This window comes from Pseudomonas sp. W4I3, from assembly GCF_030816195.1.
GTDB lineage: Bacteria > Pseudomonadota > Gammaproteobacteria > Pseudomonadales > Pseudomonadaceae > Aquipseudomonas.
Genome location: NZ_JAUSXS010000001.1, coordinates 2849423 through 2863472, shown reverse-complemented (window position 1 = coordinate 2863472; position 14050 = coordinate 2849423). Strand labels below are relative to the sequence as shown.

At 62.8% G+C, this 14050-nt stretch carries 10 protein-coding genes; 8 read left to right on the top strand and 2 right to left on the bottom strand.

The features are described 5' to 3' along the window. Positions 1 to 77 precede the first annotated feature (77 nt). Both QF045_RS13280 and QF045_RS13275 read left to right on the top strand, forming a co-directional pair. Entirely contained in the window at positions 78 to 2486 is a 2409-nt protein-coding gene (locus QF045_RS13280; protein WP_306492584.1) for a glucose/quinate/shikimate family membrane-bound PQQ-dependent dehydrogenase, read from the top strand. 57 nt (positions 2487 to 2543) lie between these two features. After that, the gene (locus QF045_RS13275) at positions 2544 to 3809 is read left to right on the top strand and encodes a carbohydrate porin (protein WP_306492583.1); all 1266 of its coding nucleotides are present in this window, start codon (positions 2544 to 2546) and stop codon (positions 3807 to 3809) included. Here QF045_RS13275 and QF045_RS13270 read toward each other — a convergent pair. Then, positions 3806 to 4981 (bottom strand): XylR family transcriptional regulator, encoded by a 1176-nt coding sequence (locus QF045_RS13270; protein ID WP_306492582.1) that lies wholly within the window; start codon positions 4979 to 4981, stop codon positions 3806 to 3808. The two genes, QF045_RS13275 and QF045_RS13270, sit on opposite strands and share 4 nt — an antisense overlap. Positions 4982 to 5122: 141 nt before the next feature. On the opposite strand from QF045_RS13270, the gene xylA reads away from it, so the two are divergent. The 5 genes from xylA (at position 5123) to QF045_RS13245 (ending at position 11213) form a co-directional block, all read left to right on the top strand. Beyond that, positions 5123 to 6439, top strand: coding sequence for a xylose isomerase (gene xylA / locus QF045_RS13265; RefSeq protein ID WP_124386161.1), 1317 nt, complete (start codon positions 5123 to 5125; stop codon positions 6437 to 6439). Between the two features lie 234 nt (positions 6440 to 6673). Further along, positions 6674 to 7675 carry a D-xylose ABC transporter substrate-binding protein gene (xylF, locus tag QF045_RS13260; protein WP_306492581.1) on the top strand — a complete coding sequence of 334 codons (1002 nt, stop codon included), beginning with the start codon at positions 6674 to 6676 and terminating at the stop codon, positions 7673 to 7675. Then, on the top strand, positions 7672 to 9228 hold the full coding sequence (xylG, locus tag QF045_RS13255; RefSeq protein WP_306492580.1) for a D-xylose ABC transporter ATP-binding protein: 1557 nt from the start codon (positions 7672 to 7674) through the stop codon (positions 9226 to 9228). The genes xylF and xylG overlap by 4 nt, the downstream gene beginning before the upstream one ends. Further along, on the top strand, positions 9229 to 10365 hold the full coding sequence (locus QF045_RS13250; protein WP_306492579.1) for a sugar ABC transporter permease: 1137 nt from the start codon (positions 9229 to 9231) through the stop codon (positions 10363 to 10365). 539 nt (positions 10366 to 10904) lie between these two features. Next, a complete protein-coding gene (locus QF045_RS13245) occupies positions 10905 to 11213 on the top strand; it encodes a DUF6124 family protein (RefSeq protein ID WP_306492578.1) in 309 nt (102 codons plus the stop codon). A gap of 277 nt (positions 11214 to 11490) precedes the next feature. Here QF045_RS13245 and QF045_RS13240 read toward each other — a convergent pair whose 3' ends face one another. Continuing rightward, the gene (locus QF045_RS13240) at positions 11491 to 12990 is read right to left on the bottom strand and encodes a CoA-acylating methylmalonate-semialdehyde dehydrogenase (protein ID WP_306492577.1); all 1500 of its coding nucleotides are present in this window, start codon (positions 12988 to 12990) and stop codon (positions 11491 to 11493) included. A gap of 107 nt (positions 12991 to 13097) precedes the next feature. Here QF045_RS13240 and QF045_RS13235 point away from each other — a divergent pair, with 107 nt between their 5' ends. Further along, positions 13098 to 14036: a LysR family transcriptional regulator gene (locus QF045_RS13235; protein ID WP_306492576.1), complete on the top strand. Its 939-nt coding sequence runs from the start codon at positions 13098 to 13100 to the stop codon at positions 14034 to 14036. Positions 14037 to 14050: the final 14 nt, after the last annotated feature.

Genomic DNA, 14050 nt, shown 5'->3' with positions numbered 1-14050 from the left:
CGCGGCACAATGTACTAACCAGTTACTTATCTTGCTAAAATCGCGTCTTTGCCCTCTCTCACTCGAGTCCTTTCGACATGAAACGAGCATCGCGCGCCACTGGCGTCTCTAGAATCCTACTCCTGGGCCTGGGCGTGATCATCGCCCTGCTCGGCCTTGCGCTCGCCGTCGGCGGCGCCAAACTGGTCAGCCTGGGAGGTTCCTGGTACTTCCTGGTGGGTGGCGTGGTCATGGCCATTGCCGGGCTGCTGATTGCCCGGCGCAAGCCGGCGGGTGCGTGGTTGTTCGCCGCGTTCCTGGTCGGCACGGCCGTATGGGCGGTCGCGGATGTAGGGCTGGTGTACTGGCCGCTGTTCTCGCGACTGTTCATGTTCGCGGTGATCGGCATCGTGGTCGCGCTGGTCTATCCGCTGCTGGTTGGCAAACCGGCGCGCGGTGCCTATGGCGTCGCCGCCGTGCTGGCGCTGGGCGCTGCGGTGGCGGCGGGCAATATGTTCGTAGCTCACCCAAGCGTAGCGCCGACCGGTGCCGGCCCTGGCATCACCCCGGTGGCCGCCGCCGATGCGCAGAAAGACTGGGCACACTACGGCAACACCGAAGGCGGCAGCCGCTTCGCCGCCCTGGACCAGATCAATCGCGACAACATCGACAAGCTCAAAGTCGCCTGGACCTACCACACCGGTGACGTCGCCATCAGCGACGGCAACGGTGCCGAGGACCAGCTGACGCCCCTGCAGATCGGCAATAAAGTGTTCATCTGCACCCCGCACAACAACCTGATCGCGCTGGACGCCGACACCGGCAAGGAACTGTGGAAAAACGAGGTCAACGCCCAATCGGCGGTATGGCAGCGTTGCCGGGGCATGGCGTATTTCGATGCCAGCGCGCCGATTGCCCAACCGACCCAGCCGAACAGTTCGCCGATCATCGCCGCCAGCGTTGCCGCCGGTGCGCAATGCCAGCGTCGCCTGCTGACCAACACCATCGATGCACGCCTGATTGCCGTGGACGCCGACACCGGTAAATTCTGCGAAGACTTCGGCAACCACGGCCAGGTAGACCTCAAAGCCGGACTCGGCAATGTCCCGGACAGTTACTACCAATTGTCTTCGGCGCCATTGATTGCCGGCACCACCGTGGTGGTGGGCGGCCGCGTTGCGGATAACGTCCAGACCGACATGCCCGGCGGCGTGATCCGTGGTTTCGATGTGATCAGCGGCCAGATGCGCTGGGCCTTCGACCCGGGCAACCCGCAAGACAAACAGGCCCCGGCCACCGGCAGCACCTACGTGCGCAGCACCCCCAACAGCTGGGCGCCGATGTCCTACGACCCGCTGATGAACACGGTTTTCCTGCCGATGGGCAGCTCGTCCACCGACATCTACGGTGTAGAGCGCACCGCGCTCAATCATAAATACGGTGCTTCGGTATTGGCACTGGACGCCTCCACCGGCGCAGAGAAGTGGGTGTACCAGACCGTCCACAACGACCTGTGGGACTTCGACCTGCCGATGCAACCCAGCCTGATCGACTTCACCCCGCCAGGCAGCGACAAGGCAGTACCCGCCGTGGTGATCGGCACCAAGGCCGGGCAGATCTATGTGCTCGACCGCGCCACCGGCAAGCCGTTGACCGACGTGCAGGAAGTGCCGGTCAAAGCCGCGAACATTCCCAACGAGCCTTACTCGCCGACCCAACCCAAATCGGTGGGCATGCCGCAGATCGGCGCGCAGACCCTGACCGAATCGGACATGTGGGGCGCGACGCCGTACGACCAGTTGCTGTGCCGCATCGACTTCAAAAGCATGCGCTACGACGGCCTGTACACCGCGCCAGGCACCGATAAATCCCTGAGCTTTCCGGGCTCACTGGGCGGCATGAACTGGGGCAGTATTTCCACCGACCCGGTGCACGGTTTCATCTTCGTCAACGACATGCGCCTGGGCCTGTGGATCCAGATGGTGCCGTCGCAGAACAAGGCCCAGGCCGCCTCCGGTGGCGAAGCGCTGAACACCGGCATGGGCGCCGTGCCGCTCAAGGGCACGCCGTATGCGGTGAACAAGAACCGCTTCCTGTCGGTGGCCGGCATTCCGTGCCAGGCACCGCCGTTCGGCACCTTGACCGCCATCGACATGAAGACGCAAAAGGTCGCCTGGCAAGTCCCGGTGGGTACCGTTGAAGACACCGGCCCCCTGGGCATCCGCATGCACCTGCCGATCAAGGTGGGCCTGCCGACGCTCGGCGGTACGCTGTCGACCCAGGGTGGCCTGATCTTTATCGCCGGCACCCAGGACTTCTACCTGCGCGCCTTCAACAGCGGCAACGGCGATGAAATCTGGAAAGCCCGCCTGCCCGTGGGCAGCCAGGGCGGCCCGATGACCTACGTGTCACCGAAAACCGGCAAGCAGTACATCGTCGTCACCGCCGGCGGTGCGCGCCAGTCCACTGACCGTGGCGACTACGTGATCGCCTACGCCTTGCCGTAACCACCCTCTGTTCGCGCGGTGCGCCCGCACCGCGCTTTGTGTCTGGAAAATCCCCGCATGAACCCTACTTCTCCGACCTCCCTTGGGCGCCTGCTGCTGGGCCTGGCCTTTGCCGCCGCCCTGCCCGCCCAGGCCGACGACAGCACGCTGACCGGCGACTGGGGTGGCCTGCGCCGCGAACTCGATGAGCAAGGCGTACGCTTCACCGGCGACTACAGCGGCGAGACCGCCTACAACGCCCACGGCGGCCAGCACCGCTCGGCGCGCTATTCGCAAAACCTCAAGCTGGGTGTGCAGTTCGACCTGGGCAAGCTCTACGGTTTGAACCATGGCGACCGCATCCAACTGACGATCAACGACCGGCGTGGCAACAGCGCCTCCGACGACCTGGTGGGCAACCGCCTGCCGATCCAGGAAAACTACGGCGGCCTCTATACGCGCCTGACCGAGCTGAGCTATGAGCGCACGCTGTTCACCCCGGCGCTTAACCTCAAGCTCGGTTACATGGCCATGGGCAACGACCTCGGTGGCCTGGACAGCGGCATTCTGTGCAACTTCATGAACGCCGGCTTCTGCGGGCACCCGCTGAACATGTCGGGCGGCAGCGGCTGGGCCAACTACCCGAACGCGCACTTGGGCGCACGGGTGAAATACGATTTTTCACCCAACTGGCAACTGCGCGTGGCGGCGTTCAATGTCGACCCTTCGAGCAACGGCAACGCCAGCCGCGCCTGGCACCTGGGGCCCAAGCACACCACCGGCACCGTGGTGCCTATCGAGCTGATCTACAAACATGCCGGCAGCCTGCCGGGTGAATACAAGCTCGGTTACTACTACGACAGCTCCGATGTCAAACGCATCGGCAGCGATAAGGACGTCAGTGGTCGCGGCGGCCACTACCTGTTGATCGACCAGGCCGTGTGGGCCTCGCCATCGTCCCAGGGACGCAGCCTGCACGCCTTTGGCCAGTATTCGGCGGCCAGCGAGGCGGCGTCGCCGTTCAGCAAGTGGTATGGGGCCGGCGTGGTGCTGTACAAACCGTTCGAAGGCCGCCCGCGTGACAGCGTCGCCGTGGGCTATGGCCGCGCCGTGCCGAACCCGCGCAGCCGCGAGGTGCAGGAACTTGCCGCGTTCAATGCCGACCGGCCCTACCCTGGGCTGGACAGCGCCGAGCAGTTGATCGAACTCAGTTATGGCTACCAGGCCACGCCCTGGCTGACGCTGAGGCCGGATATGCAGTACATCATCGAACCGGGGGCGTTTTCCGGGGAGAGCATCGACAATGCGCTGATCCTGGGCTTGCAAGTCAAGGCCGTGTTCTAAGCCGCGCCGTGCTGGTACTGCCTTGGTGTGCAACCGTATTCGCGACGAAACACCGTGTGCAGGTATTGCGCCGATTTGAAGCCACAGGTCTGCGCAATGTCGGCAATCGCCAAGGCCTGGTTTTCCAGGCCCTTGGCGGCGGCGGCGAGCTTGAAGCGCAGGATCTCGTCGTGCACGCTGCACCCGCGCACCTTGCGAAAGTGCGACTCCAGCGATGAGCGCGACACCCCGACATACGCCGCCACCTGCGCGGTCTTGATGCCCTGGCAGGCGTATTGACGAATGAACAGCAAGGCCTGCATCACATAGGGATTGCCCAAAGGCTGGTGCAGGCTGGAGGCCTGCACGTTGATCGCTTCCGGCGGCACCAGAATCTGCGTGCCCGCGCAGGGTTTGCCGTGCAGCATCTGATGCAGCAGCGCGGCGGCGGTACGGCCCATGGTCTCGGTGCCCTGGATCACCGAACTGAGCGGCACCCGCGTCAGCGTGCGGGTCAGCGGGTCGTTGTCGATGCCGATCAACGCCACTTCCTCGGGCACCGCAATGCCCGCCGTGAGGCAGGCTTGCAACAGCTGACGGGCGCGGGCATCGGTCACCGCGATAATGCCGATGGGCTTGGGCAGGCTGTGCAGCCAGGCAATCTGCTGCTCCACCGCGCTGTCCCATAACGGCGCGCTGGTACCCAGGCCGCGATACACCTCGACGTGCAGGCCGTCGCGCTGCATCAACTGGCGAAAGGCCTTCTCCCGCTCCTGGGCCCAGCGATTGGCCTGAGCCTGGGGCAGGCTGAAACAGGCAAACCGCGTCAGCCCGGCCTCGATCAGGTGCTCATAGGCCAATTTCATCAACGCATGATTGTCGGTCGCCACATAGGGAATCCCCTTCGGGTACTGGCTGACGTCCTCATACGAGCCGCCCACCGCCACCACCGGCACCCGACTCCCGGCCAGCGCCTCGCCGATCAGCGGGTCATCAAAGTCGGCAATGATGCCATCACCCTGCCAGCGCTCGATGCCACGCAGGCGGCACAGGAAATCTTCCTCCAGAAACAAATCCCAGGACACGCGGGTGCTGCTCAGGTAATTGCCGATGCCGGCGATGATGCCGCGGTCGTAGATTTTGCTGCCATTGAACAGCAAGGCGATGCGGTGAACGGGCGGTAGGGTTTTCATTGTTTTTTTGTCCTGTGGCCGGTTGAGACAGACTAGCCCTCGCTGCACAAAATCGCACCACCCCTTGGTGATTTTCATAATCAGCAGCCCAGGTGCTGTTGCTAGTATCCAGACACCGCCAAGAACAATAAGGAAAACGCCATGCCGTACTTCCCCGGTGTCGAGAAGGTTCGCTTCGAAGGCCCTGCCAGCGACGCCCCTCTCGCCTTTCGTCACTACGATGCGAACAAACTGATCCTCGGCAAACCCATGCGTGAGCACCTGCGCATGGCCGCCTGTTATTGGCACACCTTTGTGTGGCCGGGGGCGGATATGTTTGGCGTGGGCACTTTCAAGCGGCCCTGGCAGCGCAGCGGTGATCCGATGGAGCTGGCCATCGGCAAGGCGGAGGCCGCGTTTGAGTTTTTCTCCAAGCTGGGCATCGATTACTACAGTTTCCACGACACCGATGTGGCCCCCGAAGGCAGTTCGCTCAAGGAATACCGCAACCACTTTGCGCAAATGGTCGATCACCTGGAGCGTCATCAGGAACAAACCGGCATCAAGCTGCTGTGGGGCACCGCCAACTGCTTCAGCAACCCGCGCTTCGCCGCCGGTGCCGCAAGCAACCCGGACCCGGAAGTGTTCGCCTACGCGGCCGCCCAGGTGTTCAGCGCGATGAACGCCACGCTGCGGCTCAAGGGCTCCAATTATGTGCTGTGGGGTGGCCGTGAGGGCTATGAAACCCTGCTCAATACCGACCTCAAGCGCGAGCGTGAACAACTCGGCCGGTTCATGCGCATGGTGGTGGAGCACAAGCACAAGATCGGCTTCAAGGGCGACCTGCTGATCGAACCCAAGCCCCAGGAGCCGACCAAGCACCAGTACGATTACGACAGCGCCACGGTGTTCGGCTTTCTGCATGAGTACGGCCTGGAACACGAGATCAAGGTGAACATCGAGGCCAACCACGCCACCCTGGCCGGGCACAGCTTTCATCATGAGATCGCCACCGCCGTGTCCCTGGGCATTTTCGGCAGCATCGACGCCAACCGTGGCGACCCGCAGAACGGCTGGGACACCGACCAGTTCCCCAACAGCGTCGAGGAAATGACCCTGGCCACCTATGAAATCCTCAAGGCCGGCGGGTTCAAGAACGGCGGCTACAATTTCGATTCCAAGGTGCGCCGCCAAAGCCTGGATGATGTGGACCTGTTCCACGGCCATGTGGCCGCTATGGATGTACTGGCCCTGGCCTTGGAACGCGCGGCCGCCATGGTGCAGAACGACCAGCTGCAACAGTTCAAGGACCAGCGTTATGCCGGTTGGGACCAGTCGCTGGGCCGTGCGGTGCTGGCCGGTGAGTTCAGCCTGGCGTCGCTGGCCGAACATGCGTTTGCCAACGAACTCGACCCGCAGGCCGTGAGTGGCCGGCAGGAGATGCTCGAAGGCGTGGTAAACCGGTTCATCTACACCTGAAGCCCCTCTGTAGGAGCGAGCTTGCTCGCGAAGAACGCAAGAACGACAGGGTTAACCCAGTGTCTCGCGTTATCGTTGACGTTTTTCGCGAGCAAGGGCTAGCCGCCCGCCTCGCTCCTACAGAGGGCAGTGACATTTGCGCGACAAATCTATGCACAGAGCGCCCAAGGACGCTCTACAGTTTTAGGCGCACCACCCTGTGTCTTTCCAACAACAATAAAAGGACGCACCACCATGAAGTCATTCAAACGTACCCTGCTCGCCACAGCCCTGGCCCTGCTCGCCCTGCCGGTGATGGCCGATTCGGCGCATCCGAAAATCGGCTTCTCCATCGACGACCTGCGCCTGGAGCGCTGGTCCCGAGACCGCGACTACTTTGTCGCAGCGGCGGAAAAGCTCGATGCCAAGGTGTTCGTGCAGTCGGCCGACGCCAACGAGCAGAAGCAAATCTCGCAGATCGAAAACCTCATCTCCCGTGGCGTCGACGTGATCGTTATCGTGCCGTTCAACGCCACGGTGCTGACCAACGCGGTCGCCGAAGCCAAGAAGGCCGGGATCAAGGTCGTGTCTTACGACCGCCTGATCCTCAACGCGGACATCGACGCCTACATCTCCTTCGATAACGAAAAAGTCGGCGAAATGCAGGCCAACGGCGTGCTGCAGGCGGTGCCCAAGGGCAACTACTTCCTGCTCGGCGGCGCGCCTACCGACAACAACGCCAAGGTGCTGCGCGAAGGCCAGATGAAAGTGCTGCAACCGGCCATCGACAAGGGCGACATCAAGATCGTCGGCCAGCAATGGGTCAAGGAATGGAACCCCACCGAGGCCCTGAGCATTGTCGAGAACGCCCTGACCCGCAACGACAACAAGATCGATGCCATCGTCGCCTCCAACGACGCCACCGCCGGCGGTGCGATCCAGGCCCTGGCCGCGCAGAAGCTGGCGGGCAAGGTGCCGATTTCCGGTCAGGATGCTGACCTCGCAGCGATCAAGCGCGTGATCGACGGCACCCAGACCATGACCGTGTACAAGCCGCTCAAATTGATCGCCACCGAGGCGGCCAAACTCTCGGTGCAACTGGCACGCAATGAAAAGCCTACCTACAGCTCGCAATACGACAATGGCAGCAAGCAGGTCGACACCATCCTGCTCACGCCGACGCCGCTGACCAAGGCCAACATCGACGTGCTGGAGAAGGACGGCTTCTACACCAAAGAGCAGATCGCCGGGCAATGACCGTGATGGCCGCCGACTACCTGCTGCAAATGAACGGCATCGTCAAAACCTTTGGCGGTGTCAACGCCCTCAACGGCATCGACATCAAGGTACGGCCGGGGGAATGCGTCGGCCTGTGCGGTGAGAACGGTGCGGGCAAATCCACCTTGATGAAGGTGCTGTCGGCGGTCTACCCGCACGGCACCTGGGAGGGTGAAATTCTCTGGGACGGGCAGCCGCTCAAGGCCCAGTCGATCAGCGAAACCGAGGCCGCCGGAATTGTCATCATCCACCAGGAACTGACCCTGGTGCCCGACCTGTCGGTAGCCGAGAACATCTTCATGGGCCACGAATTGACCCTGCCCGGCGGGCGCATGAACTACCCGGCGATGCTGCACCGCGCCGAGGCATTAATGCGCGAACTCAAGGTTCCGGACATGAACGTCGCGCTGCCGGTGTCGCAGTACGGCGGCGGCTACCAGCAACTGGTGGAAATCGCCAAGGCCCTCAACAAACAGGCGCGTCTGCTGATCCTTGACGAGCCCTCCTCGGCCCTGACCCGTTCGGAAATCGAGGTGCTGCTCGACATTATCCGCGACCTCAAGGCCAAGGGCGTGGCCTGTGTGTATATCTCGCACAAGCTCGATGAAGTGGCCGCCGTGTGCGACACCATCGCGGTGATTCGCGATGGCAAGCACATCGCGACCACCGCCATGGCCGATATGGATATCCCACGGATCATCACGCAGATGGTCGGCCGCGAAATGAGCAACCTCTACCCCACCGAACCTCACGAGGTGGGCGAGGTGATCTTCGAAGCGCGCAACGTCACCTGCTATGACGTCGACAACCCCAAGCGCAAACGCGTCGACGATGTGTCCTTCGTGCTCAGGCGCGGTGAAATCCTCGGCATTGCAGGGCTGGTGGGCGCCGGGCGCACGGAGTTGGTGTCGGCGCTGTTCGGCGCCTACCCCGGACGCTACAGCTGCGAGGTGTGGCTGGAGGGCCAAGTGATCGACACGCGCACGCCGCTCAAGTCGATTCGCGCCGGGCTGTGCATGGTGCCCGAGGACCGCAAGCGCCAGGGCATCATCCCCGACCTGGGCGTGGGCCAGAACATCACCCTGGCGGTGCTCGACACCTACGCCCACCTGACCCGCATCGACGCCGAAGCCGAACTGGGCAGCATCGACCAGCAGATCGCCCGCATGCACCTCAAGACCGCCAGCCCCTTCCTGCCAATCACCAGCCTGTCCGGCGGCAACCAGCAAAAAGCCGTGTTGGCGAAAATGCTGATGGCCAAGCCCAAGGTGCTGATTCTGGACGAGCCCACCCGCGGGGTGGATGTGGGCGCCAAGTATGAAATCTACAAACTGATGGGCGCGCTGGCGGCCGAAGGGGTGTCGATCATCATGGTCTCGTCGGAACTCGCCGAAGTGCTCGGCGTGTCCAACCGCGTGCTGGTGATCGGCGACGGTCAGTTGCGGGGCGACTTCATCAACCAGGGGCTCACCCAGGAACAGGTGCTCGCCGCCGCGCTCAGCCAAAACAATAACGATCGGAAGACCGCGTAGATGAATCAGGTCAAACAGCTGTTCACCCGCTACAAAATGCTTGCCTTGGTGATCGCCGTGGCGTTCATCTGGCTGTTTTTCAGCTGGCAGACCGAGGGCGGCTTTCTCACGCCGCGCAACCTGTCTAACCTGCTGCGGCAGATGTCCATCACCGGGATCCTGGCGTGCGGCATGGTGCTGGTGATCATCAGCGGCGAAATTGATTTGTCGGTGGGTTCGCTGCTCGGATTGCTGGGCGGGCTGGCGGCGATCCTGGATGTGGTCTATCACATCCCGCTGCTGGCCAACCTGAGCCTGGTAGCGCTGTGCGGCCTGATGATCGGCTTGGCCAATGGCTACATGACCGCCTACCTGCGCATACCCTCGTTCATCGTCGGCCTGGGCGGCATGCTGGCATTTCGCGGCATCCTGCTGGGCATCACCGGCGGCACCACCATTGCGCCGGTGTCGCCGTCATTGGTGTACGTCGGCCAGGGGTACCTGCCGCACACCGTGGGCATCGGGCTGGGCGTGGTGCTGTTCGCGCTGACCCTGTTCCTCACCTGGAAACAACGACGCAACCGCGCCCTGCATGGCCTGGCCGCACACTCTCTGGTGCGCGACGTACTGCGCGTGGCGCTGATCGGCGCGGTGCTGGCCGGGTTTGTCACCACCCTCAACAGCTACGACGGCATCCCGGTACCGGTGTTGCTGCTGCTGGTGCTGCTCGGCGTGTTCAGCTACGTCACCAGCCAGACCGTCTTCGGCCGCCGCGTGTATGCGGTGGGCAGCAATATGGAAGCCACGCGGCTGTCAGGCATCAACGTGCAGGCAGTGAAGCTGTGGATCTTCGGCATCATGGGCGTGATGTGCGCCCTCGCCGGCCTGGTCAACACCGCACGCCTGGCCGCCGGCTCACCGTCGGCGGGCAACATGGGCGAACTGGACGCCATCGCCGCGTGCTTTATCGGCGGCACCTCGATGCGCGGCGGCTCGGGCACGGTGTACGGCGCGTTATTGGGCGCGCTGGTGATTACCAGCCTGGACAACGGCATGTCGATGCTGGACGTGGACAGTTACTGGCAGATGATCGTGAAGGGCAGCATTCTGGTGCTGGCGGTGTGGGTGGATGTGAGTACGCGGGCGGGTCGGCGATAGCCCTGTGGGAGGGAGCAAGCCCTGATGCCAGTCAGTTAAGGATTTTTGTAGGAGCGAGCCTGCTCGCGAAGAACTCAGAGCCACCGCGTTTATTCAGAATGAACGCGTTGCCTGGACGTTTTTCGCGAGCAAGCTCGCTCCTACAGTGAGCCCCGTTCGCTTAACTGACTGGCATTAGGGCAAGCCCCTCCCACATTTGTCTGCATTCCAACAGGGGGATTAGTGGCATTTGGTCATGTTTTTTAAAAGGCCAGCAAGGCGTGTCCCTTTTAATTGCAGGACGTTTCCTAGACAATCCTTGCCGCCTTGTGCCTGTTGGAATCGGTGGCTAGTCTCCGCTCCGTCGCTAAGTTTCAGCGATCGGGTTTAGCAGCCCGCTTCAATAGCCGCACGGTTCACTTCTGCTTTTATGGTGGCTGTGCGTGGGGCACCTTCGGGTGCGCTGGTTTTCCTATTGACCGGTCTGCTAACCCGCGTACAGCTGCCACCCTCGTTTAGCAGCGTTGGCGGTAGCTCTCTTGCTCAATAGGAGTTACACCATGAACAAAGCCCTACCCGACCCACCCTTCGATCCCGCAAAAGACCGCGCCGCCTTCAACCGCGCCATCGACCACTACCTGCCCAGCCAGGGCTTCCACTGCGTCAATGAAGACCTGAGCTTCGAAGACGCCCTTCTCTACACCGCCAGCTTGCTCGACAGCGCGTCAGCGATCGCACTTGACTGCGGCGAGCTGCTGCAAAATCCCGAGCGGGCGAAGATCCTGGCGGTGTGGCATTTGCTGGAAATTGCCAGGACCACGGTAGACCGCTCCATCGAGTGCCTGACCAGCACAAGAACCACTGCCTGACCGCGGCTGTAGATGGCGATCGTTCCCACGCGTGGGAACGATCTCAAACACGCAAAAAATGTGGGAGGGGGCTTGCCCTAATGCCGGTCAGTTAAGGCTTTATTGTAGGAGCGAGCTTGCTCGCGAAGAACTCAGGGCTACCGCGTTTAACCAGAATGAACGCGTCGCCTACACGTTTTTCGCGAGCAAGCTCGCTCCTACAGGGGGCCTTTCGCTTAACTGACTGACATTAGGGCAAGCCCCCTCCCACATCAGGTTTTGTGGCGCAGATAAACCCTTACTTCGACACCGGCATCGCAAACTCCGCGCCTTGCTCGATGCTCTCCGACCAACGCTGCATGATCGATTTCTGCTTGGTGTAGAAACGCACGCCTTCGGTGCCATAGGCGTGCATGTCGCCGAACAGGCTCTTCTTCCAGCCACCAAAACCATGCCAGGCCATCGGTACCGGGATCGGTACGTTGATGCCGACCATGCCCACTTCGATGCGCCGCGCAAACTCGCGGGCGATGTTGCCGTCGCGGGTGAAGCAGCTGACGCCGTTGCCGAACTCGTGGTCGTTGACCAGCTTCACCGCGGCGGCGAAATCATCCACGCGTACGCAGGCCAGCACTGGGCCGAAGATTTCTTCGCGGTAGATGCTCATGTCCCGGGTCACGTGGTCGAACAAGGTGGCGCCGAGCCAGAAACCGTTTTCCAGGCCAGGCTCGGACGGCACGTAGTCGCGGCCGTCGAGCAGCAATTGCGCACCGGCTTGCACGCCCTGCTCGATGTAGCCGCTGATCCGCTCCAGGGCAGCGCGGGACACGATCGGGCCCATTTCGGCCTTGAGGTCGCGGCCATCGGTGATCCGCAGTTGCTTGGCGCGTTCGGTCAAGGCGGCGATGACTTTATCGCCCACATCGCCCACCAGCACCGCCACCGAGATCGCCATGCAGCGCTCGCCGGCACTGCCGTAGGCGGCGCCCATCAGGGCATCGACGGTGCGCTCGATGTCCGCGTCGGGCATCACCACCATATGGTTTTTCGCGCCGCCCAGGCCTTGTACGCGCTTGCCGTTACGGGCGCCGCTCTCGTAGATGTACTGGGCAATCGGCGTGGAGCCGACAAAGCTCACGGCCTTGACGTCCGGGTGTTCGATCAGCGCGTCCACCGATTCCTTGTCGCCCTGCACCACGTTGAATACGCCCTTGGGCAGGCCCGCTTCACGCAGCAACTCGGCCATGAACAACGAGGCGCTCGGGTCGGTGGGGCTGGGCTTGAGAATGAAGGTATTACCTGCCGCGATGGCGATCGGGTACATCCACATCGGCACCATCACCGGGAAGTTGAACGGCGTCACGCCGGCCACCACGCCCAGCGGCTGGCGCATCGTCCAGTTGTCCATGCCACGGGAGACCTGGTCGGAATGTTCGCCCTTGAGCAGGTTGGGAATGCCGCAGGCGAATTCGAGGATATCGATGCCGCGGTCGACTTCGCCCTGGGCGTCGGTAAACACCTTGCCATGTTCGGCGACGATGATGCGCGCCAGGTCGTCCTTGCGTTCACGCAGCAGGTGCAGGTATTCGAACAGCACACGGGCGCGGCGGATCGGCGGGGTGTCGGCCCAGCTGGCGAAGGCGGCCTGGGCGGCAGCGACGGCTTCGGCTACGGTCTGGCGGCTGGCCAGGGCCACGCGCGCGGTGACTTCGCCGGTGGCCGGGTTGTAGACGTCCTGATAGCGATCATCGCGGCTCACGCGCTGGTCGTTGATGTAGTGCTCGATGGTGCTAGGCATGGCAGGCGATCCAGGTGGTTGGCGTTGGCACACACCTTAGGCTTTCGCTTTGTTCCGAACCAGAGCAGAATCCTGAACTTATTGTGCACTCAGGCGAACAATACCCCATGGACAAAGCTGAGATCGAAGGGCTGTGGACCCACATCCATTGGCTGTCGGTGCTGGAAGAACAAGGCACCTACACCGCCGCCGCCGCGCGCCTTGGTGTGAGCAAGTCGGCGGTGAGCCAGCGTATTTCCGAGCTGGAAAAGGCCACCGGCACCCGGCTGGTGACGCGCACCACGCGCAGCGTACGCCTGACCGACGCCGGGCTGTCGTTGACCCGTGAGGTGCGCAGCGCCTACGAACACATCGCCCGCAGCTTCTCATCGGTGCGCGACTCGGCCGGGGAAATCCGTGGCCTGGTCCGGCTGACCGCCCCGGTGGCGTTCGCCCGGCAACAGCTGGTGCCGCACCTGCCGCAGTTTCTTCGGCAATACCCGCAGGTGCGGATCCAGCTGGACGTGTCCGACGCCTTGAGTTCACTGGCGGCCGAAGGTTACGACCTGGCCGTGCGCCATGGTTTCCAGATTCCCGAGACCCACGTGGCCTGGAAGCTCTGCGACACCGCTTCGGTGCTGGTCGCCACCCGCGATTACCTGCAGCGCCAAGGCGAACCCCGCGAGCCGAGCGACTTATCAGCCCACAACTGTCTGTTTTACCCACGCGGCGGCGACCAGCCGGCCTGGACCTTCGAGCGCGGCAGCAAACACATCGAGCGCCTGACCGTCCCCATCGCCGGCAGCTTCGCCACCAACAACAGCGAAGCCCTGCGCGACGCGGCGCTCAACCACCTGGGCGTCGCGCTGCTGCCGGACTTCAGCGCCCACGCGGCGCTGGCCGAGGGCAAGCTGGTGCAGGTGTTGAAGGGCTGGACACTCAAGGGCGCGTTTGCCGATGAGATCTACCTGATCCGCCCGTATTCGCCCCATGTGCCCAAGTCGGTGAGTGCGCTGGTGACTTTTTTAAAGGCGCAGTTGGCCGCAGGGTTTCGATACGTCGGCTGAGGTGGCGCAAAAAA

What these genes read in the sequence shown, in the direction of transcription:
- QF045_RS13280 (WP_306492584.1), top strand. Translation starts at nt 78, where the DNA reads ATGAAACGAGCATCGCGCGCCACTGGCGTCTCTAGAATCCTACTCCTG.
- QF045_RS13275 (WP_306492583.1), top strand. Translation starts at nt 2,544, where the DNA reads ATGAACCCTACTTCTCCGACCTCCCTTGGGCGCCTGCTGCTGGGCCTG.
- QF045_RS13270 (WP_306492582.1), bottom strand. Translation starts at nt 4,981, where the DNA reads ATGAAAACCCTACCGCCCGTTCACCGCATCGCCTTGCTGTTCAATGGC.
- xylA (WP_124386161.1), top strand. Translation starts at nt 5,123, where the DNA reads ATGCCGTACTTCCCCGGTGTCGAGAAGGTTCGCTTCGAAGGCCCTGCC.
- xylF (WP_306492581.1), top strand. Translation starts at nt 6,674, where the DNA reads ATGAAGTCATTCAAACGTACCCTGCTCGCCACAGCCCTGGCCCTGCTC.
- xylG (WP_306492580.1), top strand. Translation starts at nt 7,672, where the DNA reads ATGACCGTGATGGCCGCCGACTACCTGCTGCAAATGAACGGCATCGTC.
- QF045_RS13250 (WP_306492579.1), top strand. Translation starts at nt 9,229, where the DNA reads ATGAATCAGGTCAAACAGCTGTTCACCCGCTACAAAATGCTTGCCTTG.
- QF045_RS13245 (WP_306492578.1), top strand. Translation starts at nt 10,905, where the DNA reads ATGAACAAAGCCCTACCCGACCCACCCTTCGATCCCGCAAAAGACCGC.
- QF045_RS13240 (WP_306492577.1), bottom strand. Translation starts at nt 12,990, where the DNA reads ATGCCTAGCACCATCGAGCACTACATCAACGACCAGCGCGTGAGCCGC.
- QF045_RS13235 (WP_306492576.1), top strand. Translation starts at nt 13,098, where the DNA reads ATGGACAAAGCTGAGATCGAAGGGCTGTGGACCCACATCCATTGGCTG.